Origin of the sequence: Pokkaliibacter plantistimulans (assembly GCF_003194385.1) — a bacterium.
GTDB classification, from domain to species: domain Bacteria; phylum Pseudomonadota; class Gammaproteobacteria; order Pseudomonadales; family Balneatricaceae; genus Pokkaliibacter; species Pokkaliibacter plantistimulans.
The window spans coordinates 1-24,690 of record NZ_LAPT01000049.1 but is presented as its reverse complement, the minus strand read 5'-3'; the positions used below and the strand labels follow the sequence as shown (position 1 = coordinate 24,690).

Sequence of the window (24,690 nt, the reverse complement as noted above, 5' to 3'; positions counted from 1 at the left end):
AAACGAATCAGCGCCTGAACTTGATCTCGTCCGACATCAAGAGCGCGGTAGCCTTTTTTAGTATCTCTTTCTCCATTTCCAAACGCTGGATACGCTTTTGTAGCTCCTGAATCTGGTGCTGCTCAGGGGTTAATGCCTGACTCCCTGAGAGCACCACACCGTTCTGTTCATGTTCCACCTGTTTGATCCAGCGCCGAAGCGCTGTAGGGCCGACCCCCAGCGCCTGACAGGCCTCCGTTACGGAATAGCCTTTCTCGGTCACTAACGCGACGGCCTCCAGCTTGAACTCTGGAGTAAAGGACTGACGACGTTTGCTCATAAATAAGACACCTCACTGAGCGCGTTAGAATAACGCTTTACTGAGTGTCCGAAATCATTGAGCCACTACACTTCCGCTTTAAGTAAGGTACTGGCAGGCAGATACGAAAAAATAGGTTTAGTTGTGGGGTTTTAGCTTATGCGATGTTTTAGCAAGTGGGCCATTCTCTGGGTTAATAGGGGTTTTTTAGAGAATAGAAGCCCGAATGTTCGGCCCACATTAGCCAGCCTTCTTCATCGACAATGTTTGGTAACCAAGCATAGGTTCGCCAGTCTACGTGGTTTTTACGAACGACAATATTCTCTTCCTGAAGATGATGAATGAAATCTTGGCCCTCAGCACTATCATGGCTGAAAGGGAGTTGACCTCCACTACGGAGCACTCTGAACCAAGGTAAAGCTAACTCCGTACTATTTTGTCCCACCCAGCGGCCAACCCAGCGTGCCTGATGCCCCATTCCCGCAAGGCGGGCTAGTTGCCCATAACATGTCACTCGACCATAAGGTAGATGCTTCAACATCAGCTCACTGAGACGATAGTGCCAGATAGCCTGATTCATAAGTCTTGGGGGCCCCTGCTAATAAGCGTATTCAGAGGATGACGGCCTATCGCTTGTGTATTTAGTGAAGGCGTATACTCTGATTTCCATACGGTTTGGGATGGTCTATGTACGAGTTGACTTCGACTGAGCATAAAGCAGCAGATAGCCAGCGGCAGAATCAAAGTTCTGTGATTGTATCCCAACTGCGTGAGGATATTATTCGAGGTATATTCCTACCGGGTGAAAAGTTGCTTATCTCCAGCTTAAAACAGCGATACGGTGTGGGAAGTAGCCCCATTCGGGAGGCTTTGTCACAACTCATCACTGAGAGATTAGTTGTCGCAGAGAGTCAGCGTGGATTCCGAGCGAGCCCTATATCTCGAGAAGAGCTCACGTCAATCTACGAAGCTCGTAGTGAGGTTGAGGCTAGTATTACTGCTTTTGCAATTGAGCGAGGAGATGATTCCTGGGAGGCAGGTATTGTCGGTGCCGCCTATCGTTTGTTTAAGGTTGATAAGACGGTCCCTGACGGAGAGCGTGTTGCTCGTTGGGAGTTATGTCATCGCAACTTACATGAGGCGATCGTTCTGGGATGTAAGTCTCCGCAGTTGCTGGATGTTCGGCTAATGCTTTATACGCGTGCAGAGAGGTATCGGCAGCTCTGGTTAAAGGAAACCGTATTGGATTTATACTCTTTAGCCCGAAGCCAAGTCGAGCATCAACGGCTGATCGACAGTGTGCTGCAAAGGCGTAAAGAAGAGGCTGTCGATTTAGTGAGGCAACATATTTTGATGCCAGTGACGGTTATTTACGCTACTTTGAATCAGAAGCAGATACTCTGACCATAAAAGGTCGGCTATATATCACGAAGAAAAGCGGGCATTAAGCCCGCTTTTTTATATCTGTAAATCATTAACCGGCGATACGGAAATCTTCCAGATCTGAGCCGTTGTTCAGTGCTTCTTCAATCCATTTTGGTTTGCGGCCTTTGCCAGTCCAAGTCTGACTTGGATCAGCTGGATTGTAATATTGAGGAGCTGATTTAGATTTTACGCCAGTGGTTTTGCGTACGGAACCCTGAAGTTCACTCAGAACGGATTCAAATGGGATGCCATTCTCTAGCGCCATGGCTTTGATTTGATCGATTACCTGAGCTTGCTGTTTTTTCTGATCCAAGGCTTTTTCAACATCGGCCTGCAGCGCTTCAAGTTCGGACAGAGACAGAGATTGCAAATCTGAATATTTCATGGCTCACCAACCGTTTTTATAAAGGAATATGTAATGGCCGGATTATAGCCTAAATTTTATTAGATTCGCCAATAGGCTTAATCATTATTGTTTCTGGCGTGTAAGGTAATGTTTCCTCATTCGTGATTTGCACTGCACCATTTATTTTGTTTCCAGCCAAAATGTCACAGGCCCATCGTTTATCAAACTGATTTGCATATCTGCCCCAAAACTTCCAGTACTGACATGATCATAAACGCTGTGAGCATGGTCTATAAAATAATCGTATAGACGCTCTCCTGATATAGGGTCCGCTCCTTCAGAAAAGCTTGGGCGTAAGCCTTTTCGAGTATCTGCAACTAAAGTAAATTGCGAGACTATTAGCAAGCCACCCTGTATATCGCGCAGACTCAGGTTCATACGCTGTTTTTCATCTGCAAAGATACGGTAGTTTAGAATGCGCTCGAGCAACCAGTCTGCCTTGTTTTCATCATCATCTTTCTCAATCCCAAGTAGCAGCAGAATACCTTTGTCGATTTGGCCAATGGTCTTCCCGGAGACCTCAACTTTGGCAGTCTGTACTCGTTGAATAAGGGCTTTCACTTTGAGTCCTTCATCTTTGTTGTGATGTGCCAGTTAATAGCACTTGCTAGCCATCAGGCTAATTTAAGTGAGAAATAGTGCGTGGCTCTGACTAGGTTATCAAGAATACCCGCCTCAAACGCGCTGTGACCTGCCTGATGGACAATATGCAGCTCTGCATTAGGCCAGTGTTTGTGCAGCAAATAAGACTGCTCAATTGGACACACGGTATCCAGGCGGCCATGGATCAAAATGGCAGGTATATGTCGAATTGTTTCCATGGCATCCAGGATGGGGTGCTCCTTTAGAAAGCCATAATTAATCAGGTAATGGGTATGAATGCGGGCTTTGGCTAATTGATCCTCATGCTCATGTCCAAGCTGACTTTGAGGGTCTGCAAAGGAGCGTCGTAACCACTGATTCCAGCTACGAGCAGCGTGCATTGCTTCTAATTCATTGCCGCTTTGCAATCGCCGGTAATAGGCAGGCAAAACGGCTGACTTTTCCTGATCCTGTAAAGGCTGCAAAAGTGCGTCCCAAATATCGGGGAACAATCTGCTAGCGCCATTTCCGGCAGCATAGCTCCAGTCGATATCCCTTGGCCGGCAGAGGAAAGTACCACGCAGAATACATCCAGAAACCTGCTGCGGCTGACGCTGTGCGTAACTTAGTGCTAGGGCCGCCCCCCATGAGCCTGCAAACAGTAGCCATTGTTCAATGCCCAGATAGCGGCGGATAGCCTCAATGTCATCAACGAGATGATGTGTTGTGTTATTGATAAGACTGCCATGCGGCGTAGAACGGCCACAGCCACGCTGATCAAAGAGAATGATGCGGAAGCGGCCAGGATCAAAGAAGCGTCGGTCAGCGCTGTTACAGCCGCTGCCTGGGCCACCGTGAATGACAAGGACAGGGATGCCTCCGGGATAACCACATTCTTCTATATAGAGCGTATGCAGAGGGTCAACAGCTAGCTTGTGCTGTGCATAAGGTCCAATTTCAGGAAAGAGAATGTGCATCGTGACCCACCCTTTCTAAATGTGCTTAACGACATTTAGCCACAGTATAGGTCAGGTACAGAGGGTCTTGTTTTATTCAGGATCGATATAGCGGTGAGGCAGAATGAAAAAGCCCCTGGCTCTTCCGAGGCAGGGGCTTTTGCGGAGCAGACGAAGAAATTAACGAGAGGCGCGCTTGCGCTCGTTCTCAGTCAGGAATTTCTTACGGATGCGAATGCTCTTTGGTGTGATCTCCACCAGTTCATCATCTTCAATGAACTCCAGAGCCTGTTCAAGAGAGTGGCGTACCGGTGGGGTCAGCAGGATGTTCTCATCGCTACCGGAGGCGCGCACGTTGGTCAGTTGCTTTGCCTTGGTGGGGTTGACGGTGAGGTCGTTGCCACGGCTGTGCAGACCGATCACCTGGCCTTCATACACTTCCAGGTTGGGAGCGATGAACATGCGACCACGGTCCTGCAGACTGAACAGAGCGTAAGCCAGGCTCTTGCCGGTAATGTTGGAAATCATTACACCATTGATACGCTGTACCGCTGGGCCGGCTTTCACTTCATCATAGCTGTCAAAGCTTGAAGTCATGATACCGGTACCAGAAGTCAGGGTCAGGAACTGGTTACGGAAGCCAATCAAGCCACGTGAGGGAATGCGGTATTCAATACGGACGCGACCAGCGCCGTCGATCTGCATGTCACGCAGGTCGCCTTTGCGGCGGCCCATTTCTTCCATGACAGGGCCTTGGTAGGCTTCTTCACAGTCGACGACTACCTGCTCAAATGGCTCCATCAGCACACCGTCGATCTCTTTCTGAATAACTTCAGGGCGAGATACTGCCAGCTCATAGCCTTCACGGCGCATGGTTTCGATCAGTACTGACAGGTGCAGTTCACCACGGCCAGAGACGATGAACTTGTCTGGGGTGTCGCCCTGGCGTACACGCAGAGCTACGTTGTGCAGCAGTTCGCGCTCAAGACGCTCTTTGATGTTGCGCGACGTGACAAACTTGCCTTCACGGCCAGCGAACGGAGAGTCGTTTACCTGGAAGCACATGCTGACGGTAGGTTCGTCTACGGTCAGGGGAGGCAGTGCTTCAACGGCATCGGTGGCACAAAGTGTGTCGGAGATGTTGAGCTCGTCCATGCCGGTAACACAGATGATGTCACCTGCTTCCGCTTCTGGTACTTCGATACGCTCCAGGCCCAAATAGCCCATCACGCTCAGAACGCGGCCAGAACGCACTTTTCCGTCGATATCAACGGCTTTGATCGGAGTGTTGGTGCGGATGCGACCACGGCTGACACGGCCGATACCGATAATGCCCAGATAAGAGTTGTAATCCAGAGCGGAGATCTGCATCTGGAAGGCGCCATCGGCATCAACAGCGGGTGCTGGAACCAGATTGACGATTGCCTCAAACAGCGGAGTCATGTCGGCGGCCAGGTCCTCATGAGAGGTACCGGCGATACCATTCAATGCTGAAGCATAAATGATGGGGAAATCCAGCTGCTCATCAGTAGCGCCAAGACGGTCAAACAGATCAAATACCTGATCCACAACCCAGTCAGGGCGAGCGCCTGGACGGTCAACCTTGTTGATGACAACGATAGGCTTGAGGCCGCGAGCAAAGGCTTTCTGAGTAACGAAGCGCGTTTGAGGCATGGGGCCATCAACCGCGTCGACCAGCAGCAGTACAGAGTCAACCATCGACAATACGCGTTCTACTTCGCCACCGAAGTCCGCGTGTCCGGGGGTATCGACGATATTGATGCGATAGCCGTTCCAGTTGATGGCAGTGTTCTTGGCCAGGATGGTAATGCCGCGTTCCTTTTCCTGGTCGTTGGAGTCCATCAGGCGCTCCTGACCCTCATCACGACGGGTAAGGGTGCCGGACTGCTGCAGCAATTTATCGACCAGTGTTGTCTTACCATGGTCAACGTGGGCAATAATGGCGATATTGCGTAATTTCTCGATCACAAGGGAAATCCTGCTTGTTTACAGAGTCTGCTCGGGGCAGACGGAAAACCGGCATTATACTTGACTCCGGTCATCTTGGTGACTGTCAATTCAATAATGTGGCGATATATTAGCCATTTTTTCTTCTATGCCTTTATGTCAGGCGCAAAGTGATCGCCTCTCAATGGCGTCGCTTTATATCCGCAGAACATCACGTCTTTATTACAGTAGCTTTATATGAGAAGCCTGATCCGCAGAGTAAGGGGCAGGATCGCCTGTTCTGAGTGCCGTGGTTGCACCAAATTTGCGCCAATCTTCTCCTGTTATCTGCTTGCAATACTTCGCAAGGAGAATAAACGCACCAATAAGTGGCACGAATTGATAAATGTGCACTATATTGGTTCTGTGTGTGGCGCAAAATGCGTGCACGTTAGATTAAAATCTATATAAATCAAAGGTTTGCTGATTTGGCACAGGCGTTGCTTTGTATAAAACGACTCAGTTGACAGCAACAACTTTGATGGAGGCGCAAGCCTCCAGCTTTTTTACCCGAGGCTGGATTCCATGCTCAGTGAGTTAACCAACACCTGAGCGGATGTCTGCGAGACGCCCGGTGCAGTATGAAGTTGCTGAGAGAACCGAATTTGTACCACGTTATGTAGTGCATTGCCCCAAACTGCGGAGACAGATCATGTCAGTTAAGTCCCTGAATCTGATCAAGGAAAATAGTGTTAAGTGGGTTGACCTGCGTTTTACCGATTTCAAAGGTAAAGAACAGCACGTCACCATTCCTGCTGCGTCTGTAGACGAAGAATTCTTCGAAAATGGTCAGGCTTTTGACGGCTCTTCCATCTCTGGTTGGAAAGGCATTCAGGCATCTGACATGATCATGCGTCCTGATGACGCTTCTGCCGTACTGGATCCCTTCACCGAAGAACCTACTCTGATCCTGTATTGCGACATCATTGAGCCTTCTACCGGCGAAGGTTACGAGCGTGACCCACGTTCTCTGGCCCGTCGTGCGGAAGAGTATCTGAAGTCCACCGGTATCGCTGACACCGCTTTCTTCGGTCCTGAGCCTGAATTCTTTATCTTCGATTCCATCACCTGGAACGTTGATATGTCTGGCTGTGGCTACAAGATCAAATCTGAAGAAGCTGCCTGGGCAACCGACCACGAATTTGATGGCGGCAATACTGGCCACCGTCCTCGTGTTAAAGGCGGTTATTTCCCCGTTCCTCCCGTTGACTCTGCGCACGAGCTGCGTACTGCCATGTGTAATGCCATGGAGTCTATGGGTGTAGAAGTAGAAGTTCACCACCACGAAGTGGCGAACGCTGGTCAGAACGAAATCGGTACCAAGTTCGACACACTGGTACGCCGCGCTGACAAGACTCAGATCCTCAAGTACTGCGTACACAACACTGCTCACCTGTACGGCAAAACGGCTACCTTCATGCCTAAGCCCATCGTAGGTGATAACGGTTCAGGTATGCACGTTCACCAGTCTCTGGCCAAAGATGGCGTTAACCTGTTCGCAGGTGAAGGCTACGGTGGTCTGTCTGAAATGGCGATCTATTACATCGGCGGTATTATCAAGCACGCTAAAGCCCTGAACGCTTTCTGTAACCCGCTGACCAACTCTTACAAGCGTCTGGTTCCCGGTTTCGAAGCGCCTGTTATGCTGGCTTACTCTGCCCGTAACCGTTCTGCCTCTATCCGTATTCCTCACGTACAGAGCCCCAAAGCTCGTCGTATCGAGACTCGCTTCCCTGATCCGGGTGCGAATCCCTACCTGTGCTTCGCCGCACTGTTGATGGCTGGTCTGGACGGTATCCAGAACAAGATTCATCCGGGCGAAGCAATGGACAAAGATCTGTACGATCTGCCTCCAGAAGAAGCCAAGGAAATCCCAACCGTGGCTGAAAGCCTGAGCGAAGCGCTGGCTGCCCTGGACGCTGACCGTGCGTTCCTGACCAAAGGTGGTGTGTTCTCCGACGATATGATCGACGCCTACATCAACCTGAAAAAAGCAGACGTACAGCGTCTGAACATGACCACTCACCCCATCGAGATGGACATGTACTACTCCGTGTAATCCGTCAAGCGGATGACACAACACAAGCCCCCGCGTGTCGGGGGCTTTTTTTTCCATGAAGGGGCAAGTCTGGAAGGTTGCTCGCACCAAAATGATGCGTTGACGAGGGTGTCGGCCCAGCCAATCCGGGTATAAGGATTGCAAGTGGATTCGTGGGATAGTGTCATGGCTAAGAGTATGTTTTATCGATATTTACTCGACAATATGTCCACTGCGGTATTGCGTCTGGATAACCAGCTCAATCTGGAGTATCTGAATCCCGCAGCGGAGATGCTGTTGCAGGTCAGTGGCAAGCGCTTCATGGGGGCGCATATCAGTGCACTGTTTCGGGATACAGCAGAAGCGATGGTGGTGTTGGAAGAGTCGGCGCGTTCCGGCCATCCCTTTACCCAGCGTGAGGCCCATCTGACATTGCATCATGGCCAGCAGATCACCGTTGATTACAGTGTCACACCGCTGGCGGATGAAGAGCACGCCCTTATTCTTGAGCTGCAGGCACGTGACCGCTTGCTGCGGATTACCCGTGAAGAAGAAATGTATGCCAAGCAGGAAACCACCCGCGAGCTGGTCCGTGGCATGGCTCATGAGATCAAGAATCCTCTGGGCGGGATTCGCGGAGCTGCGCAGCTACTTGAGCGTGCTTTGCCTGAAGAAAGCCTGAAGGAATATACCCAGGTCATCATCGAAGAGGCCGACCGCTTGCGTAATCTGGTGGATCGCATGCTCGGGCCGCGCATCATGCCGCACTTCGATTATGTCAATATTCACCAGATCATCGAGCGGGTATGCAGCCTGATCACCGCGGAAACCGGCGGCACCATTGAATTTATTCGCGACTACGACCCCAGCATTCCTGAGCTGGAAGCGGACGAAGAGCAGTTGATTCAAGCCGTGCTGAATATTGTCCGTAATGCCATGCAGGCGTTGACCGAATCGGGTACGGATGAGCCGTGCATTACCTTGCGTACCCGCAGTGTGCGTCAATTCACCATGGGGGCGGAGCGGCACCGGCTGGTGTGCAGCCTGAGCATCATTGATAACGGTCCCGGCATACCGACACATATGCTGGAAAATATCTTCTATCCCATGATCAGTGGACGCGCCAGCGGCACTGGTCTTGGTCTGTCCATCGCGCACTCGATCCTGCATCAGCACCAGGGGCTGATCAAATGCGAGAGTCAGCCAGGACAAACCCAATTCACCCTCTTTATTCCACTGGAGCAGGAACATGGCCAGCGAGACTAATGTTTGGATTGTCGACGATGATCGCTCCATCCGATGGGTACTGGAAAAGGCTCTGGCCCAGGCCGGTTTGCGGGCTCAGTCTTTTGAGTCGGCAGATCAGGCGCTGCGTCAGTTAGGTCGGACTACCCCGGATGTGCTGTTGAGCGATATCCGTATGCCAGGAACTGACGGCTTCGGTCTGCTGGAGCGGGTACAGAATGAGCATCCCTCGCTGCCGGTGATCATCATGACGGCACATTCCGATCTGGAAAGCGCCGTCGCGTCCTATCAGGGCGGCGCCTTCGAATACCTGCCCAAACCCTTTGATGTCGATGAGGCTGTGGCGCTGGTCAAACGTGCTATTGCGCACTCCCGTGAAAGTAAGTTGCCTGAGCCTGAGCCAAATAATCAGGTCAGCAAGGACATCATTGGCGAAGCACCGTCGATGCAGGAAGTGTTCCGTGCCATCGGTCGTCTGTCTCATTCCAATATCACCGTGCTGATCAACGGTGAGTCAGGTACGGGTAAGGAGCTGGTGGCTCACGCACTGCATCGCCACAGCCCGCGTTCGCCACAGACCTTTATTGCCCTGAACATGGCGGCCATTCCCAAGGATCTGATCGAATCAGAACTGTTTGGCCATGAGAAAGGGGCCTTCACCGGAGCAGCGACCCAGCGCCGTGGCCGCTTTGAGCAGGCCAATGGCGGCACCCTGTTTCTCGATGAAATCGGCGATATGCCGATGGATACCCAGACTCGTCTGTTGCGCGTGCTGGCTGATGGTGAGTTTTACCGCGTTGGCGGTCATACCCCGGTCAAGGTGGATGTGCGTATCATCGCTGCGACTCACCAGAATCTGGAAAATCTGGTCAAGGACGGGCGCTTCCGTGAAGACTTGTTCCACCGCCTCAACGTCATCCGCATTCATTTGCCCCCCATGCGTGACCGTCGTGAAGACATCCCGCGTCTGGCCCGCCACTTCCTGGCCAAGGCCGCACAGGAACTGTCGGTAGAGCCCAAGACCCTGCATGGTGATACGGAAGCGTATCTGGGCACCCTGAGTTGGCCGGGTAACGTGCGTCAGCTGGAGAATACCTGCCGCTGGCTGACGGTGATGGCATCGGGTCGTGAAGTGCTGATTGATGATCTGCCGCCGGAGCTGCTGGCGGAGCAGCCCTCCACACCTCATGCTTCCATCAGCTGGGAACAGGCGTTCCGGCAGTGGGTGGATCGTGCCCTGGCACGGGGACAGAAAGGCATTCTGGAAAGCGCACTACCCAGTTTCGAGCGGATTCTGATTGAGACCGCGCTCAAACATACCCTTGGGCGTAAACGGGATGCTGCGGAGTTGCTGGGCTGGGGACGCAATACCCTGACCCGCAAGATCAAAGAACTGAATATCGAGGACAGCGGCGATGACAGTGATGACTGACGTCTGCACGCCTGCCCCCTACCTGTGAAGTGCTGACGGTGTCAGCAGTCAGCGGCCCACCTCGGTGGGCCGCTTACGTTATAATCCCGCTCCTGTTGTTGTCCTGCGGGTAAAACGTTGATGCTGCATATCATCCTGTTCGAGCCGGAAATTCCTCCCAACACCGGCAATATCATCCGCCTTTGTGCCAATACCGGCTTTGCTCTGCATCTGGTCGAGCCGCTGGGCTTTGAGCTGGATGACAAGCGCCTGCGTCGTGCCGGGCTGGACTACCACGAATTTGCCGAAGTGAAGAAATACCCGTCGTTGCAGGTGGCACTGGCAACCATTCAGCCGACCACTGCCTATGCCTTTACCACCAAAGCCAGTCATCCCTACAGCGAAGTGAGCTTTCAGCCTGGTGACGCCCTGATCTTCGGCCCGGAAAGCCGCGGCCTGCCTGCTGAAGTGCTGGCTCAGTTCACGCCGCAGACACGTCTGCGTCTGCCCATGCTGCCGGATAGTCGCAGTCTCAATCTGTCCAACACGGTTGCTGTTGCGGTGTATGAAGCCTGGCGTCAGCTTGGTTTCAGCAATGGTCGCTGAACGCCGGCTGAGTCTGCTCACTACCAGCCGTGAGCAGACTCCCGGCATATTCGTAGTACCTCTGGGGTCACTAAACAGGCGCATGCTCAGGCGTTAGCGGGTGATGTCCTGAGCAGGTGTCAAACGGAAGAAGGCCAGTCGGTCTTGCAGCGCTTGCGCCATGGCCGCCAGTTCCTCGCTGGAGCGTGCTAGCCCTTCGGCACCGGCGCTGGTTTCGGCTGAAACATCGCGGATCTGGTGCAGGCTGCGATTCATTTCGTCGCTGACAGCCGTCTGCTGCTCCGCCGCGGTGGCGATCTGTATTTCACGGTCGTAGATATGCTGCATGTTGCTGACAATGCCCGTCAGTGCCTGCCCACCATGCTGTGCCCGGTTGACACTCTGCTCGGCCTGCTCGCGTCCCTGTAGCATGCCCTGTACCGATTCGGTGGCCAGTTGTTGCAGCTGCGCGATCATGTCCTGAATATCGACGGTTGAAGCCCGGGTGCGATTGGCCAGATTGCGGACTTCATCGGCTACAACGGCGAAGCCGCGTCCCTGTTCGCCCGCACGTGCAGCCTCAATGGCAGCGTTCAGCGCCAGCAGGTTGGTCTGTTCGGAAATAGTGCGAATCACATCCAGAATGGCGCCGATACCGTTGCAGCGTTCCTGCAGTTGCTCGATGTGGGCGGCGGTATTGGTGACATTGCCAGCCAGCTGCTGAATGCCATCAATGGAGGCTTCGACGGCTCTTTGTCCTTCATCGCACTGACGTTTGGCCTCATCCGTTGTGCTGGCGGCCGAGCTGGCATGCAGTGCCACATCATGTACGGTCTGAGTCATCTGATTCATGGCTGTGGCCAGACTGTCGATTTCGGCAAACTGCCGTTGCATGCCTTCCTGTGTCTGTTCGGTGCTGGCTGCCAGCTCCTGCGAGGTAGCCGCCAGCTGCTGACTGGCCTGCTGGATATGGCTGACCATCTGTTGCTGGGTATGAATCAGGGTGTTGAAGTCCGTGGTCAGCTGGCACAGTTCGTCCTTGCCCTGCCAGTGCAGTTGAGGGGTGAGGTCGCCGTCAGCGGTCCGTTGCATGGCTGCGGTCAGCAGGCGCAGAGGCTGAGTGATACTGCGGCTGATGGTGTGAGTGATAACGATGACCAGCACGGCAGCTATCAGCAGTACCAGCATGGCGCGTGTCGCTTCACGCCAGAAAATGCCATGAATATCTTCGATATACAGCCCGGTACCGACGGTCCATCCCCAGGGTTTGAACTCCTTGACGTAGGACAGCTTGTCCTGAGGCTGGTTGAATTGTGGCCCCTGATAGGTGTAGGCGACGAAGCCTGCACCCTGAGCCTGTGTCACCCTGGCCATTTCCTGCCAGTGCAATTTGCCTGATGCATCACGTACCTGACTGACATCCTGGCCTTCCTGCTCCGGCTTCATCGGATGCAATACCAGATGCAGCTGGCGGTCGTGTATCCAGAAGTACCCTTTGTCTCCATAACGAAGACCACGAATATTTTTCAAGGCCAGTTGCTGGGCTTGGGCGCGGCCCAGTTGTGGCTCCTGCTTGCTGGCCTCATCAATAAGACTGTAGGCCGTGTCGGTCAGCTCCTGCAGTGCCTGACGCCGTGATGCGAGCAGTTCATCCCGCAGCTCCCACAGTGAATAACACTGCGCCGCTATCAAGGCGATCAGGGCGAGGCCGATAATGAGATTGAGTTTGGTGGCGACACGCACCGAACGGATCCATGCCATGGATATTTCCTGAATAAGATAGACGTGTGGTGATGAGGCGCGTGTTATGCGCTGCCACACGGCTGTGGGCTCCTGCGGCCAGCAGGCTGACCGTTTGCGCGGCAGTATGACGATATTGTGGCAGGGGCAAGACGATACAGATCAAAGTTTGGCCACTTTGCTGCCGCTGACGTTATTCGTGAATGGTAAAGCGGGCAGGCGAAGGTGCGATCTTTTGGTCGCAGGGCTGCACCACCGGGGTGACAGTCCATGAGAATGGCTCATAATAGAGCCTTGGCTTGAAAATCTTGACAGGATGGAAACACTTTGATGGATGTGGGGCAGCGGAAACGGCGGTCGATGACCGGCAGCCGGGCAACCAATGCAGTGTTCGGGAGTAATGACTCATGGCTGTAGTTCAGGCGCGTATTGCCATACTGGAAGACAGTCGGGGCAAGGTATTGGTGATTCTGCCAGAGCAACAGCTACTCCACCTGGCCTTGCTCAACCACAGTTACCAGCGTGCGCTGAAAGCGGCGCAGGTGGGACAGGTGAAAAAGATCTTTGTCCCTACACTGGTGCGTCAGGCGCAGTTTATGGACAAGCTGTTGTCATTACCGCTGATTCTTGATCATGCCCTCAAAGATGCGGATGTACTGGCCATCTATGAGCCCATCAGTGGTCTGCGTTTCGAGCTGGAACGCAGCCGTCTTACCCATGCACAAGTCTTTCGTTTTGCTCTTACTCCTCATCAGATTGACTCGCGCCTGCCGACGCAGGATGACGAGCAGGCCATCCTGCTGGCGGTAGATCGTTTTACCTCACTGCGCATCAAGGAGCGGCTGGCCGACACCCTGGAAATTCCGCCGCTGCCCCTGACGGCACAGAAAATCATCATGCTCAGCAGTAATCAGGAAGCCGGCGCCAACGAGCTGGTGCCGCTGGTGGAAGCAGACCCGAGTCTGGCCGCGCAGGTCATCAGCTGGGCATCATCGCCTTATTATGCGGCGCCGGGCCGGGTGCAGTCGGTGAAAGATGCCATTGTGCGGGTGCTGGGTTTCGATCTGGTGATGAATCTGGCGCTGGGTCTGGCACTGAACAAGACCCTCAAGGTGCCCGCCGATGTACCGCAAGGGGTAGACTCCTACTGGACGCAGGCGGTGTGTTGTGCCACGGCCATGGAGGCGCTGGTCAAGGTGATGCCGCCTGCGCGTCGCCCCAGTGCCGGTATGAGCTATCTGGCGGGGCTGCTGCATAACTTTGGCTATCTGGTCCTGGCCCATGTCTTCCCGCCGCACTTCTCGCTGATCAATCGCTATCTGGAGTGCAATCTCAATCTGGCCTCTCACTATGTGGAGAAGCAGGTGCTGGGCGTCACCCGTGAGCAGGTTGGCGCCTGGTTACTGCAGTGCTGGCAGCTGCCGGAAGAGGTCTGGACCGGCATGCGCCACATGCATAACAGTGACTACCGTGGCTCGCATCAGGAATATGCCCATCTGCTCAACCTCGCCCTGAGCCTGCTGCGCGAGCAGGGAATAGGTCATGTGCCCGGCGAGAGTACTGATGAGGTGCTGTTTGAGCTGCTGGGGCTGGAGCCGGAACTCTGCCGTGACGCCATCCGCCATCTGCTGGATGAACGCGAGCAGCTTAACCTGATCGCCGAGCGTCTCTCGCTGTCGGCCTGACCGGTTGGCATGGCCGAATACTCCCGCCTTCGCAGGTTGCGTGATGGTGAGGGCGGGGTATAGTGGCGCACATCTGTCTGCTCCGAATGGTTGTCGCCGTGTCTGATGCCCCCTCTACCTTTTTGGCTGAACTCAGCTGGCTCGCTGAATCTCCTGCTGATCTGTCTCCGTACCTGCTGGACTGGCTCTGTGATCAGGGTTCCCTGACGCGACGGCTGCAGGCAATCGATCTGGATAGTTTTACCGTGGAAGTGGTGGCGGAGGCATGGCAGCCGCTGGATGCTGAAAGCGCCAGCTATATGGCGACCGCTGCAGAGCAGCAGGTCTGGGTCAGGGATGTCTATCTGCATCTATTCGGTCAGCCCTGGGTTCAGGCCCGCACGCTGGTCCCGGCTTCTACCCTTGCCGGCCCGGGTCAGCACTTGCAGCGGCTGGGTGATAAACCATTGGGTGCGGCGTTGTTTCGTCATGGTCAGCCGGATCGCACTCCCTTGCAACTAGGGCGGGCCAAAGCGACGGAGCAGGGGGAGGATTGGCTGTGGGGGCGACGTTCGACATTTTTCCTGCAGCAGCATCCGCTGGTGGTGATGGAGTTCTTTTTGCCACCGCTGCTGGAGCATCTACAATAGCCCGCGCTTTCCTCTCTGCCCGGCCCAGTCCTCATCGTTATCGTGGTCGGGCGGTATCGTCACCGCTGGAGATGTTTCCATGACTGACCGCCTGCAAGCCTATATCCAACTGATGCGCGCCGACCGCCCGATCGGTACATATCTGCTGCTCTGGCCTACCCTCTGTGCCCTCTGGCTGGCGGCGGGGGGCATCCCGCAGCGTGCCAATCTGCTGATCTTTGTGCTGGGAGTATGGCTGATGCGCTCGGCGGGCTGTGTTATCAATGACTTTGCTGATCGGCGGGTGGACGGCCATGTGGAGCGTACCCGAAACCGGCCACTGGCAACGGGGCGGGTATCCGGCAAGGAGGCGGTGATCCTGTTTGTGGTGCTGTCTCTGATAGCATTCGGTCTGGTACTGCAGACCAACAGCTATACCGTCGAGCTGTCATTCGTCGCCCTCGGGCTGGCGTTCTGCTATCCCTTCATGAAGCGCTTTACTCACCTGCCTCAGGTGGTGCTGGGCGCCGCCTTTGGTTGGGGGATTCCTATGGCGTTTGCCGCGGAAAGTAACCATGTACCGCTGATCGGCTGGTTGCTGTTTCTGGCCAATCTGACCTGGACGGTCGCTTACGACACCTTCTATGCCATGGTGGATCGTAACGACGATGAGCTGATTGGCGTGAAATCCACCGCCATCCTGTTTGGCCGCTATGACCGTCTGATCATCGCAGTGCTGCAGGGTATTACCATCTGGTTGCTGGCGGTGATTGGTGAGCTGGCGGGGCTGGGGAGCTGGTACGGCTGGGGGCTGGTGATTGCCATGGTATTGTTTGTCTGGCAGCACTGGCACACCCGTCATCGTGAGCGTCAGGCCTGCTTTCGCGCTTTCCTGCATAACCACTGGGTAGGCATGGCGATCTTCGTGGGGCTGCTACTGGATACCTGGCCGACAACGTAAATCCTCAGACAAGCACCGTCCTCCTGATCAGCAGACACCACGCCCACTGGTGTCTGTTTGCCCTGATTCGCCGGGCTGGCCCGTTACTAACGGTGCTGATGGTCAGGATGCTGCCCGGTAATGCCGGCCAGAATATCCTGCCAGGGCCGTTGCGTGTCGCCAACAGCGATAAACGATGGGTTAGTCAGGTGTGAGCGCTGATTGTAGCGGAGCGCCTCGAAGTGAAAATCCATCAGGCGACCGCCAGCGGCCTCCAGCACTGCCTGAGCGGCTGCCGTGTCCCATTCGGATGTCGGTTTACCGCGTACATAGACATCCGCCAGCCCCTCGGCAATCAGACAGAGCTTGAGTGAGCTGCCCATGGTCGTCAGGGTGACCGGCGCCAGCTTTTCCAGCCGCTCTGTTACCCAACTGTCCAGCGTATCCTGATGATGGCGGCTACCCAGCTGGGTCAGGGCCTTGTAACCCAGAATGGGTCTGACACTCAGTGGATGTTGCTTACCCTGACGGGTCTGCTTGTAGGCGCAGAGGGCAGGTGAACCGGTTACGCCGGGTGCCCCCACATAGGTGCTGCCGCTGACCGGCACATGCACTACGCCCAGCACCGGGCGCCCGCTGTCAATCAGGGCAATGTTGACGGTAAATTCGTCATTGCGCTTGAGAAACTCCCTGGTGCCGTCCAGCGGGTCGATCAGCCAGTAGCGTTGCCAGCGCTGGCGTTGTTCTGCCTCGGGCAACGGCTGCTCTTCACTGAGCAGCGGGATGTCGGGGGTCAGCCGTTGCAGGTTAGCCTTGATCAGGTCATGAGCGGCAACATCGGCTTCGGTCACGGGTGACTGGTCATCCTTGTGCTGAACCTGCACATCGGCCCGCTGGTACACTGCCATGATGGCCTTACCGGCCTCGCGGCTGATGCTGAGCAGATGGGGGATGAGCTCCAGTACGTCCATAACAATCTCCCTGGCAGTGAAAAGGTAAGGCAGTGGTTTCAGCTGTTGGCAAAGTTGACCAGTGCATCGCCCGTCAAACGGTACAGTACCCATTCATTCTGGGGTTCGGCGCCGATGGATTCATAAAAACCGATGGCCGGGGTATTCCAGTCCAGGACTGACCACTCGAAGCGGCCGCAGCCACGGGCGACCGCCTGTTGGGCCAGATGCTTGAGCAGTGCCTTGCCTGCGCCCACCTGACGATAGGCCGGAGAAATATACAGGTCTTCCAGATACAGGCCATTGCGACCGAGCCAGGTGGAGAAGTTGAAGAAGTACACAGCATAGCCAACGGGCTCGCCATCCACTTCACAGATCAGACCGTGGGCGGTGGCGTCGTCAGCAAACAGACTGGCTCGCAACTGCGCTTCGTCGGTCAGTACTTTGTCTTCGGCTTTTTCATAGATCGCCAGCTCGGTTATCAGCTGCAGAATGGTGGCGGTATCGTCAGGGCGTGCCTCGCGGATTTGAATACGGCGCATTCGACTTTCCTAAGGGCTGTGGGAAAATAGCAGAGGTCTGTTCCTGTACGCAGGGCGACCACGGTTGGGGATTATCCCATGCGACTAAAGTGCAGGGGAACCCTTTGCCGGTGCGCTGTAAATGCAGGTCGCACCGTTTTACAGTGAATACGTTAACGATGACGTTTAACAACAGTGCTGCTTCGCGAGGCTAACCGCCACGGACAGCACTGGGGAACCCTTGATTTATGCTTGACTGGACGACCATTGATACGGTGCTGCTGGACATGGATGGCACCTTGCTGGATCTGCACTTTGACAGCTATTTCTGGCTGGAGCATCTGCCCAAACGTTATGCCGAAATTCACCGGCTGTCGTCGGAAGAGGCGGCCTCCATTCTGAATGAGCAGATCATGGCACAGCAGGGCACGCTGAATTGGTACTGCGTCGACTACTGGAGCCGCGAGCTCAATCTGGATGTAATGGCTCTCAAGCAGGAAGTGCAGGACAAGATCGGTTTCCGTCCGCATGTGCAGGGCTTCTTGCGCGCACTGCGCTGTGCCGGAGTGCGGTCGGTCATTGTCACTAACTGCCATCCCGATCTGGTGCTGATGAAGTTCGGCAAGACCGGGCTGGATCAGCTGGTGGATGAAGTGCTGATCTCCCACTCCTTCGGCAAACCCAAGGAAGACCCCTCGTTCTGGCGTGACCTGCAGCAGGTCGAGCCGTTCAACCCGCTGCGTACGCTGCTGATTGATGACAGTCTGCCGGTGCTGCGTTCGGCCGCGACCTTCGGCATCGCCCATTTGCTGACGATCGGACAGCCAGACAGTCAGCAGCCGGTGCGTAAGATTGATGAGTTTCCGGTGCTGCACTCCTTCCGTGATATACAGCCCAGTAATGATGAGTAAGGGGCTGGTCGTCAGCCTGTTTTTTGCTCGCTTTGCCCCCATCTATAGCGGCATACGGCAGTTTTCCTATTTACATAACGAGGCACGATGAGCAAGAAAGATATTGCCCAGGATGATGAGGGCGTTCGTCTGGACAAATGGCTGTGGGCTGCCCGCTTCTTCAAGACCCGTAATCTGGCCAAGGAGGCCATTGAGGGGGGCAAGGTGCACTATAACGGGGCAAAGGGTAAGCCAAGCCGACTGGTGGAAGTAGGGGCCCAGATCAACCTGCGTCAGGGCTGGGACGAGAAGACGATCGAAGTACTGGTGCTGTCTGACCAGCGTCGGCCTGCGCCAGAGGCGCAACTGCTTTATCAGGAAACGGCAGACAGCGTCGAGCGCCGCGAACGTGAAGCGGCACAGCGCAAGGCCAACTCCGGTGCGCTGGTCAGCGACCACCGTCCGAGCAAGAAAGAGCGGCGGCAGATTGTACGGTTCAAGTCCGACGTCTTCTCTGGCTGATGCCGGGCAACGGCGAGCCATGCCAGCTGGCATGGTATACTGCGGCCTTTATCTAACGACACCAGGCTCCAGACCTGGAACCTGAAGGAAAGCAGTCAGCCTGATCAGGCTGAGCGGTTTTCAAGCGAGACTGTGCATGAGTAATCCCGATCAGATTCAACGTTTTCTGTTTGACGACACCCAGGTGCGTGGCGTTGTCACCGGCCTGCAGCAAAGCTACCAAGCGGTACTGGCGCGCGACAGTTATCCCCGCCCGGTGCAGCTGCTGCTGGGTGAAATGATGGCTGCCTGTGCCGCCATCAGCACCATGATGAAGTTCGACGGACGGCTGTCGATTCAGGCCCGCGGTGAAGGGGCACTGAGCATCATTCAGGCGGAATGTGATAATCAGGCTGATATCCGTGCCATTGCCCGCTGGCAGGGTGACATTAGCGATGAGCTGCCCCCGCTGCAGCTGCTGGCAGAAGGCGGACGTATGGCGATCACTATCGAGCCGGCCAATGGTAAACGCTACCAGGGCGTCGTAGCACTGGAGGGAGATACCCTGGCCGCCTGTCTGGAAGGCTATTTCAGTCGTTCCGAGCAGTTGCCGACCCGCTTCTATCTGACCGCCGATGGCAAGGATGCGGCGGCCGTGATGCTGCAGGCCCTGCCTGAACAGAGCCATCAGAGCAGCGAAGAATATCAGGAAGACTGGGCACGTCTGACGACGCTGGCAGATACCCTGACTGCGGAAGAAATGCTGGGCCTCGACAACGAGACCCTGCTGACCCGACTCTACCATGAGGAAACGGTGCGCACTTTCCCGGCTATTGATCTGCGTTTCTACTGCGATTGCAGCAAGGAGCGATGTGGTGCGGCTCTTGCAACCCTGGCTCGTCAGGAGCTGGATGAAATCTTTGAAGAAGAACCACTGATCCGGGTGCACTGTCAGTTCTGCAACGAGGAATACTGCTTCGATCAGGCTGATATTGAAACGCTGTTCAATCCCAACGCCCGCCAGGGCGATCCGGGTGTGCTGCACTGAGCCCTTCAGCTGACCTCTGCATCAGCCGCATCACTCGCTGAATGAGAGGCTGCCGAGTCGATTTCTTCCGGTCTGTTTTCTCTGTGGAAAGCCCATGTTGTGCTGCAGCGATGCAGCACCGACTCAGAGTAAAGATGAGCAAATGTTGCCGCTTTATTGCGGCATATTTGCTCAACCTTAATACAAAGAATTGTGGCATAATGCCGCACCAAAGCCCGAACAGACGCCAAATAATGGCAAGCAACCGTCAGGTTGACTTAAAAAACACAGGGCAAAAAAAGGCACTCAACACCTAGGGAAGTCACTAGCATGTCAAAAACGCTCGATGAGACCAACAAGCTCATTCACTGTAATCTTGCGCCTGCCAAACTGATCGAATTCGCCCTGCGTCGTGGCGAAGGTCGTCTGTCCCACTCCGGTGCTCTGGTAGTGGAAACCGGTAAGCGTACTGGCCGTTCGCCGATGGACCGCTTCATCGTAGACGAACCGTCCACCAGCGATCTGATCCACTGGGGCGCGGTCAACCGTCCTTTCCCTGCCGATAAATTCGATGCGCTGTGGGAGCGGGTTGAAGAGTATCTGGCGGATCGTGAGCGTTTTGTTTCCTATGTGCATGTGGGTGCCGGTGAACAGCACTACCTGCCCGTGAAGATGACCACCGAGACGGCTTGGCAGAACCTGTTTGGCCGTTGCCTGTTCATCAATCCTGACAACTACAACCCCAAAACCAAGGAAGAGTGGCAGATCATTAATGCCGCTGGTTTTGAGTGTGTGCCCGAGCGTGATGGCACCAACTCCGACGGTACTGTCATCATCAACTTTGCCAAGCGCAAGGTGCTGATCGCCGGTATGCGTTACGCCGGAGAAATGAAGAAAGCCATGTTCTCTGTGCAGAACTTCCTGCTGCCAGAAAAAGACGTGCTGCCCATGCACTGTTCTGCCAACGTCAGCGACGACAACGAAGTGACCCTGTTCTTCGGTCTGTCTGGCACGGGTAAAACGACGCTGTCCGCTGACCCTAGCCGTTACCTGATCGGTGACGATGAGCACGGTTGGGGTAAAGGTGTGGTGTTCAACCTGGAAGGCGGTTGCTATGCCAAGTGCATCGACCTGTCCGAGAAGAACGAGCCTATCATCTGGAATGCGATCCGCTTCGGTACGGTGCTGGAGAACGTGGTCCTGGATGACGGCCATGCCCCTGACTACGCCGACAGCTCACTGACCCAGAACAGCCGTGCAGCCTACCCGCTGGAGCACGTCGACAAGCGCACCGAGACCAACATGGCCGGTGAGCCCAAGCACATCATTTTCCTGACCTGCGACCTGACCGGCGTATTGCCACCGGTATCGGTGCTGTCCAAGGAAGCGGCTGCCTATCACTTCCTGTCCGGTTACACCGCACTGGTCGGTTCTACTGAGATGGGATCGGGCGGTGGTATCAAGTCCACCTTCTCTACCTGCTTTGGTGCGCCCTTCTTCCCACGTCCTGCCGGCGAGTACGCTGAGCTGCTGATGAAACGCATTGAAGAGTTCGGATCGAAAGTGTATCTGGTCAACACAGGTTGGACTGGTGGTTCTTACGGTACCGGCAAGCGTTTCAGTATCCCGACCACTCGCGCCATCATCAACGCAATCCAGACTGGTAAGCTTGACGGCGTTGAAACCCGCCACCTGCCTGGCATTAACCTGGATGTACCGGTTGCGGTGGAAGGCGTGGAAACTCGTCTGCTGAACCCCAAAGACACCTGGGAAGACGCTGGCAAATATGACGAAACTGCAGCGGGTTTAATCAAGCAGTTTGTGGATAACTTCACTGCCAAGGGCTTTGAAGTGTCTGCCGAGGTGCTGGCGGCAGGTCCTCAACTGGACTAACGCCCAGCCCTGTGGCACAAAGAAAAGGCTTCCTTCGGGAAGCCTTTTTTGTTTATGCCGCGCCTCCAGCTGCGTGCGCTAAACGCTGAGCCGGAAAAAAGAGGGGTATGTACAGGCCCCTCCGGTACCCATGGTCTGATCGAAAGTCTGTGGCCGGTCTGCCTAGTTGTGGATCATCTCGCACAGACTCAGAGGAGTCCTGAAATGAAATTAGTAATAGGGTTTGTCACCCTGATTGCGAGCGCCAGTGCTCTGGCGGCTCCGTCTACACCCCATTGGCCCGCTCAGCCTGCCTCTATCGAGCACAATGCGATGGATCAGGGCTGGGAAGCAACCAGCGAACAGCTGGAGCAACAGTGGCAACAACAACGTGAGGCCCGGTTATGGATTCCCGGCAAAGCCGGTCGTCTGGGGCGTGATCTGGCTGCCAGGGTCGAATCGCTTGGCGAGCATATTCATCTGGCCAGCTCTGCCGCCACCATGGGCACGCCATCAAAGTCGAAAACCAATATCACGGCCGGGCAAGCCAGCTCCACCGACAGCTCATCATCGGATGGCAGCAGTGATACGCCGCCGCCACCGCCACAGAACGGCAAGTCCTCAGAGCAGGGCAATGACGACAGCTCCTCCGGTCAGCCCAGTGGCGAGAAAATGCCGACGTTTGCCATACCAAGCAACTCGTGATACGCAGGTACGTCACGCCCGCCTCCTGCTGGTGTATTGGCCTGCCACGCTGTTTCTGACCAGTCCATTCGCAACTGGGTGACCCCGGCAGCCGCCAGGGGAGCCCCTTGCCCTTCCAGCCTGCTTGTCGTCAATCTGGTACAGATTGGCGTAGCCGTGGTCCCATAATCATTGGACTTTCACTCAGACAGCAGAACGCCACCGCAAATCGCGTGAGTTGGCGCCATTGGAGCTGTAATTGTCTGTCGATTCAGTGCTCTGGTAATTGGCGTGGAGCACGCCAGCCCCTATAACGATGAGATAGCTGCTGTCGCATGAAAGGCAGCGTTGCATTGATGAGCATATCGGCGTTTTACAACAGGGATGTACTCCAACACACAATAACAAGGGTGGCTGTTATGTCCTGGTTTACCAATCTGCGCATTCGCTGGAAGATTTCTATACCGCTGTTTGTCACGTTACTGATTTCCCTCGCGATCACCCTGCAAAATAGCCTGGCCTTCCGTGATCTGACGGCCAGGGTGTATAGCAGTACCGTTGAATTCCTGCCTGCCGTGCAACTGCTGCTGAATGCTGATCGCGACATGTATCAGGCGCTGGAAGGTGAACGAGGGGCGATTGTTTCGGAGCCGGGTTCAGAGAACTACAACGCCTTCGTCAAGGAGTTCAAAGAGAACTCAGCGCAGGTCAAACAGCGCACAGACCAGTTTGGTGAGCTGGTCAGTGACCCCGAAGCGCGTCAGCAGCTCAAGCACTTTCAGGCAGAGTTACAGCGCTGGCAGCAGCAGGCCGAGAAGATCATCAGCCTGTCTGGCAGCACTGACAGTGCCAGCCGTCAGCAGGCGGTAGCCCTGAGTTTTAGTGATGGCCGTGCACTGTTTGACAGCACCCGTGACCTGCTCGACAAACTGGTGGACTGGACCTCGGAAAATGCCGACTTTATCGGCCAGAACGCCATGATCCAGGCCCAGTCATCCAGTACCAATCAGCTGGTGGGGGGGCTGGTTATCTGTGCCTTGCTGCTGATTATCAGCCTGTTCCTGCCGCCTATGGTGACCCGCCCGCTGCAGAAGGTGCAGCAACGCATCGATGATATCAGTCAGGGCGAAGGGGATCTGACCGTCCGTGTCGAGGTCAGCAGTCGTGACGAAGTCGGTCAGCTGGCCAGCGCCTTTAACCTGTTCGTGGGTAAACTGCATGGCATCGTCAGCGAAGTGGTCAGTCAGACCGGCAGACTCACCAGTGCGGCACAGGAGTTACGCCAGACCGCTGACAAGGCCAGCGGCATTTCGGTTGAGCAGAATGCGGCGGTGGAGTCCATTGTCGCGGCGGCCACCGAGATGAATGCTGTGGTGACCCATGTCTCGCAGAGCACCCAGGCGGCGTCGGATGAGGCCAATCAGGCCGACATGCACTCCCAGCATGGCCAGAAGGTGGCCAAGTCGACCCTCGACAGCATGCAGCAGCTGCTCGGTAACGTCGAAAATGCCGGTTCCCAGATTCGTAACCTGTCCAATGATGTGGCCCAGATATCTTCCATTCTGGGCATCATCCAGAGCATTGCCGAGCAGACCAATCTGCTGGCGCTCAACGCGGCCATTGAGGCGGCGAGGGCCGGGGAGCAGGGGCGTGGCTTTGCTGTGGTGGCTGATGAAGTGCGCTCGCTGGCCAGTCGTACCCAGCAGTCGACGCAGGATATTCACGCCATGATTGAGCGTCTGCAGGTGGGCGTGCAGGGGGCGGTCAACGCCATGGAGCAGGGCTCACATCAGGCGCAGGGCACTGCCGGTCACGCCGGTGAGATGGAGCAGGCGCTGCAGGCCATCGCTCAGGCCATTCGTCATATTCGTGATATGAGCCTGCAGATTTCCACCGCTTCAGAGCAGCAGAGCCGCACCACGGAAGATATTACCAAGCACATCACGCATATCGGTGATCTGTCCCGTGACAATGCCCGCGAAGCGGAAAACGTAGCCAGTGCCAGTCAGCATCTGACCGAGCTGTCGACTGATCTGAGCCGGGTATTGGGGCAGTTCCGTCTTTAACAGGTTGTTGAAAATCTATCTGCGTTGCCGAATACCGTGTCAAAAACAGGCTCACAGCCAGAGGCTGAACGTGCTTTAGCACGGCCCCGAAGGGGCGAGCAAAGCGAGTCAAATGCTCATTTAGTTCACTAAACTCCGCTTTTTCGCCTGTTTCTTGTGCCCTCGGGGTATTTCCTTGTCTCGGCTGCCTCGATAACGTTTTTCAACAGCCTGTTACAAGTCCCGCAGGCGCACAGGGATGCACCCTGCTGAT

Annotated in this window: 22 protein-coding genes and 1 pseudogene; 14 read left to right on the top strand and 9 right to left on the bottom strand. The window is 55.2% G+C overall.

The window, feature by feature from the left end:
* Positions 1-319: pseudogene (locus WH50_RS11720) on the bottom strand (transposase); the annotation flags it as partial.
* A 172-nt stretch (positions 320-491) separates the two neighbouring features.
* Positions 492-878, bottom strand: coding sequence for an MGMT family protein (locus WH50_RS11715; RefSeq protein WP_110187471.1), 387 nt, complete (start codon positions 876-878; stop codon positions 492-494).
* 107 nt (positions 879-985) lie between these two features.
* Between WH50_RS11715 and csiR the strand changes: the two genes are divergently transcribed.
* Complete coding sequence (csiR, locus tag WH50_RS11710; protein ID WP_110187470.1) at positions 986-1,702, top strand: DNA-binding transcriptional regulator CsiR; 717 nt, start codon at positions 986-988, stop codon at positions 1,700-1,702.
* A 70-nt stretch (positions 1,703-1,772) separates the two neighbouring features.
* Here the strand turns inward: csiR and WH50_RS11705 are convergent, their stop codons facing one another.
* The 4 genes from WH50_RS11705 to typA form a co-directional block, all read right to left on the bottom strand.
* Positions 1,773-2,108, bottom strand: coding sequence for an H-NS histone family protein (locus WH50_RS11705; RefSeq protein WP_110187469.1), 336 nt, complete (start codon positions 2,106-2,108; stop codon positions 1,773-1,775).
* A gap of 141 nt (positions 2,109-2,249) precedes the next feature.
* Positions 2,250-2,690 (bottom strand): D-aminoacyl-tRNA deacylase, encoded by a 441-nt coding sequence (gene dtd, locus WH50_RS11700; protein WP_110187468.1) that lies wholly within the window; start codon positions 2,688-2,690, stop codon positions 2,250-2,252.
* A gap of 53 nt (positions 2,691-2,743) precedes the next feature.
* Positions 2,744-3,688: a prolyl aminopeptidase gene (gene pip, locus WH50_RS11695; protein WP_110187467.1), complete on the bottom strand. Its 945-nt coding sequence runs from the start codon at positions 3,686-3,688 to the stop codon at positions 2,744-2,746.
* 159 nt (positions 3,689-3,847) lie between these two features.
* A complete protein-coding gene (typA, locus tag WH50_RS11690) occupies positions 3,848-5,656 on the bottom strand; it encodes a translational GTPase TypA (RefSeq protein ID WP_104155460.1) in 1,809 nt (602 codons plus the stop codon).
* Between the two features lie 670 nt (positions 5,657-6,326).
* Between typA and glnA the strand changes: the two genes are divergently transcribed.
* The 4 genes from glnA (at position 6,327) to trmL (ending at position 10,974) form a co-directional block, all read left to right on the top strand.
* Entirely contained in the window at positions 6,327-7,733 is a 1,407-nt protein-coding gene (gene glnA / locus WH50_RS11685) for a glutamate--ammonia ligase (RefSeq protein WP_110187466.1), read from the top strand.
* Positions 7,734-7,898: 165 nt separating this feature from the next.
* Entirely contained in the window at positions 7,899-8,978 is a 1,080-nt protein-coding gene (gene glnL, locus WH50_RS11680; RefSeq protein ID WP_110187465.1) for a nitrogen regulation protein NR(II), read from the top strand.
* Entirely contained in the window at positions 8,962-10,389 is a 1,428-nt protein-coding gene (gene glnG / locus WH50_RS11675) for a nitrogen regulation protein NR(I) (protein ID WP_104155464.1), read from the top strand. Before glnL ends, glnG begins: the two co-directional genes overlap by 17 nt.
* A 120-nt stretch (positions 10,390-10,509) precedes the next feature.
* Complete coding sequence (gene trmL / locus WH50_RS11670) at positions 10,510-10,974, top strand: tRNA (uridine(34)/cytosine(34)/5-carboxymethylaminomethyluridine(34)-2'-O)-methyltransferase TrmL (protein WP_110187464.1); 465 nt, start codon at positions 10,510-10,512, stop codon at positions 10,972-10,974.
* A gap of 93 nt (positions 10,975-11,067) precedes the next feature.
* Here the strand turns inward: trmL and WH50_RS11665 are convergent, their stop codons facing one another.
* Positions 11,068-12,714 (bottom strand): methyl-accepting chemotaxis protein, encoded by a 1,647-nt coding sequence (locus WH50_RS11665; protein WP_110187463.1) that lies wholly within the window; start codon positions 12,712-12,714, stop codon positions 11,068-11,070.
* 386 nt (positions 12,715-13,100) lie between these two features.
* On the opposite strand from WH50_RS11665, the gene WH50_RS11660 reads away from it, so the two are divergent.
* The 3 genes from WH50_RS11660 (at position 13,101) to ubiA (ending at position 15,947) form a co-directional block, all read left to right on the top strand.
* A complete protein-coding gene (locus WH50_RS11660) occupies positions 13,101-14,378 on the top strand; it encodes an HDOD domain-containing protein (RefSeq protein WP_110187462.1) in 1,278 nt (425 codons plus the stop codon).
* A gap of 98 nt (positions 14,379-14,476) precedes the next feature.
* Positions 14,477-15,007, top strand: a complete 531-nt coding sequence (locus tag WH50_RS11655) for a chorismate--pyruvate lyase family protein (protein WP_165838402.1) — start codon at positions 14,477-14,479, stop codon at positions 15,005-15,007.
* A 79-nt stretch (positions 15,008-15,086) separates the two neighbouring features.
* Positions 15,087-15,947, top strand: a complete 861-nt coding sequence (gene ubiA, locus WH50_RS11650) for a 4-hydroxybenzoate octaprenyltransferase (RefSeq protein ID WP_110187460.1) — start codon at positions 15,087-15,089, stop codon at positions 15,945-15,947.
* A gap of 86 nt (positions 15,948-16,033) precedes the next feature.
* Here the strand turns inward: ubiA and cysQ are convergent, their stop codons facing one another.
* Positions 16,034-16,897, bottom strand: a complete 864-nt coding sequence (cysQ, locus tag WH50_RS11645; RefSeq protein ID WP_110187459.1) for a 3'(2'),5'-bisphosphate nucleotidase CysQ — start codon at positions 16,895-16,897, stop codon at positions 16,034-16,036.
* Positions 16,898-16,935: 38 nt separating this feature from the next.
* A complete protein-coding gene (locus WH50_RS11640; RefSeq protein ID WP_110187458.1) occupies positions 16,936-17,418 on the bottom strand; it encodes a GNAT family N-acetyltransferase in 483 nt (160 codons plus the stop codon).
* A gap of 227 nt (positions 17,419-17,645) precedes the next feature.
* Between WH50_RS11640 and yrfG the strand changes: the two genes are divergently transcribed.
* The 6 genes from yrfG (at position 17,646) to WH50_RS11610 (ending at position 24,437) form a co-directional block, all read left to right on the top strand.
* Complete coding sequence (yrfG, locus tag WH50_RS11635) at positions 17,646-18,308, top strand: GMP/IMP nucleotidase (protein WP_110187457.1); 663 nt, start codon at positions 17,646-17,648, stop codon at positions 18,306-18,308.
* Positions 18,309-18,395: 87 nt separating this feature from the next.
* Complete coding sequence (gene hslR / locus WH50_RS11630) at positions 18,396-18,809, top strand: ribosome-associated heat shock protein Hsp15 (RefSeq protein ID WP_110187456.1); 414 nt, start codon at positions 18,396-18,398, stop codon at positions 18,807-18,809.
* A 136-nt stretch (positions 18,810-18,945) separates the two neighbouring features.
* Positions 18,946-19,836 carry an Hsp33 family molecular chaperone HslO gene (hslO, locus tag WH50_RS11625; RefSeq protein ID WP_110187455.1) on the top strand — a complete coding sequence of 297 codons (891 nt, stop codon included), beginning with the start codon at positions 18,946-18,948 and terminating at the stop codon, positions 19,834-19,836.
* Positions 19,837-20,145: 309 nt separating this feature from the next.
* Positions 20,146-21,708 carry a phosphoenolpyruvate carboxykinase gene (locus WH50_RS11620; RefSeq protein ID WP_110187454.1) on the top strand — a complete coding sequence of 521 codons (1,563 nt, stop codon included), beginning with the start codon at positions 20,146-20,148 and terminating at the stop codon, positions 21,706-21,708.
* Positions 21,709-21,912: 204 nt separating this feature from the next.
* The gene (locus tag WH50_RS11615) at positions 21,913-22,392 is read left to right on the top strand and encodes a hypothetical protein (protein WP_110187453.1); all 480 of its coding nucleotides are present in this window, start codon (positions 21,913-21,915) and stop codon (positions 22,390-22,392) included.
* A gap of 398 nt (positions 22,393-22,790) precedes the next feature.
* Positions 22,791-24,437, top strand: a complete 1,647-nt coding sequence (locus WH50_RS11610) for a methyl-accepting chemotaxis protein (protein ID WP_165838401.1) — start codon at positions 22,791-22,793, stop codon at positions 24,435-24,437.
* Positions 24,438-24,690 lie beyond the last annotated feature (253 nt).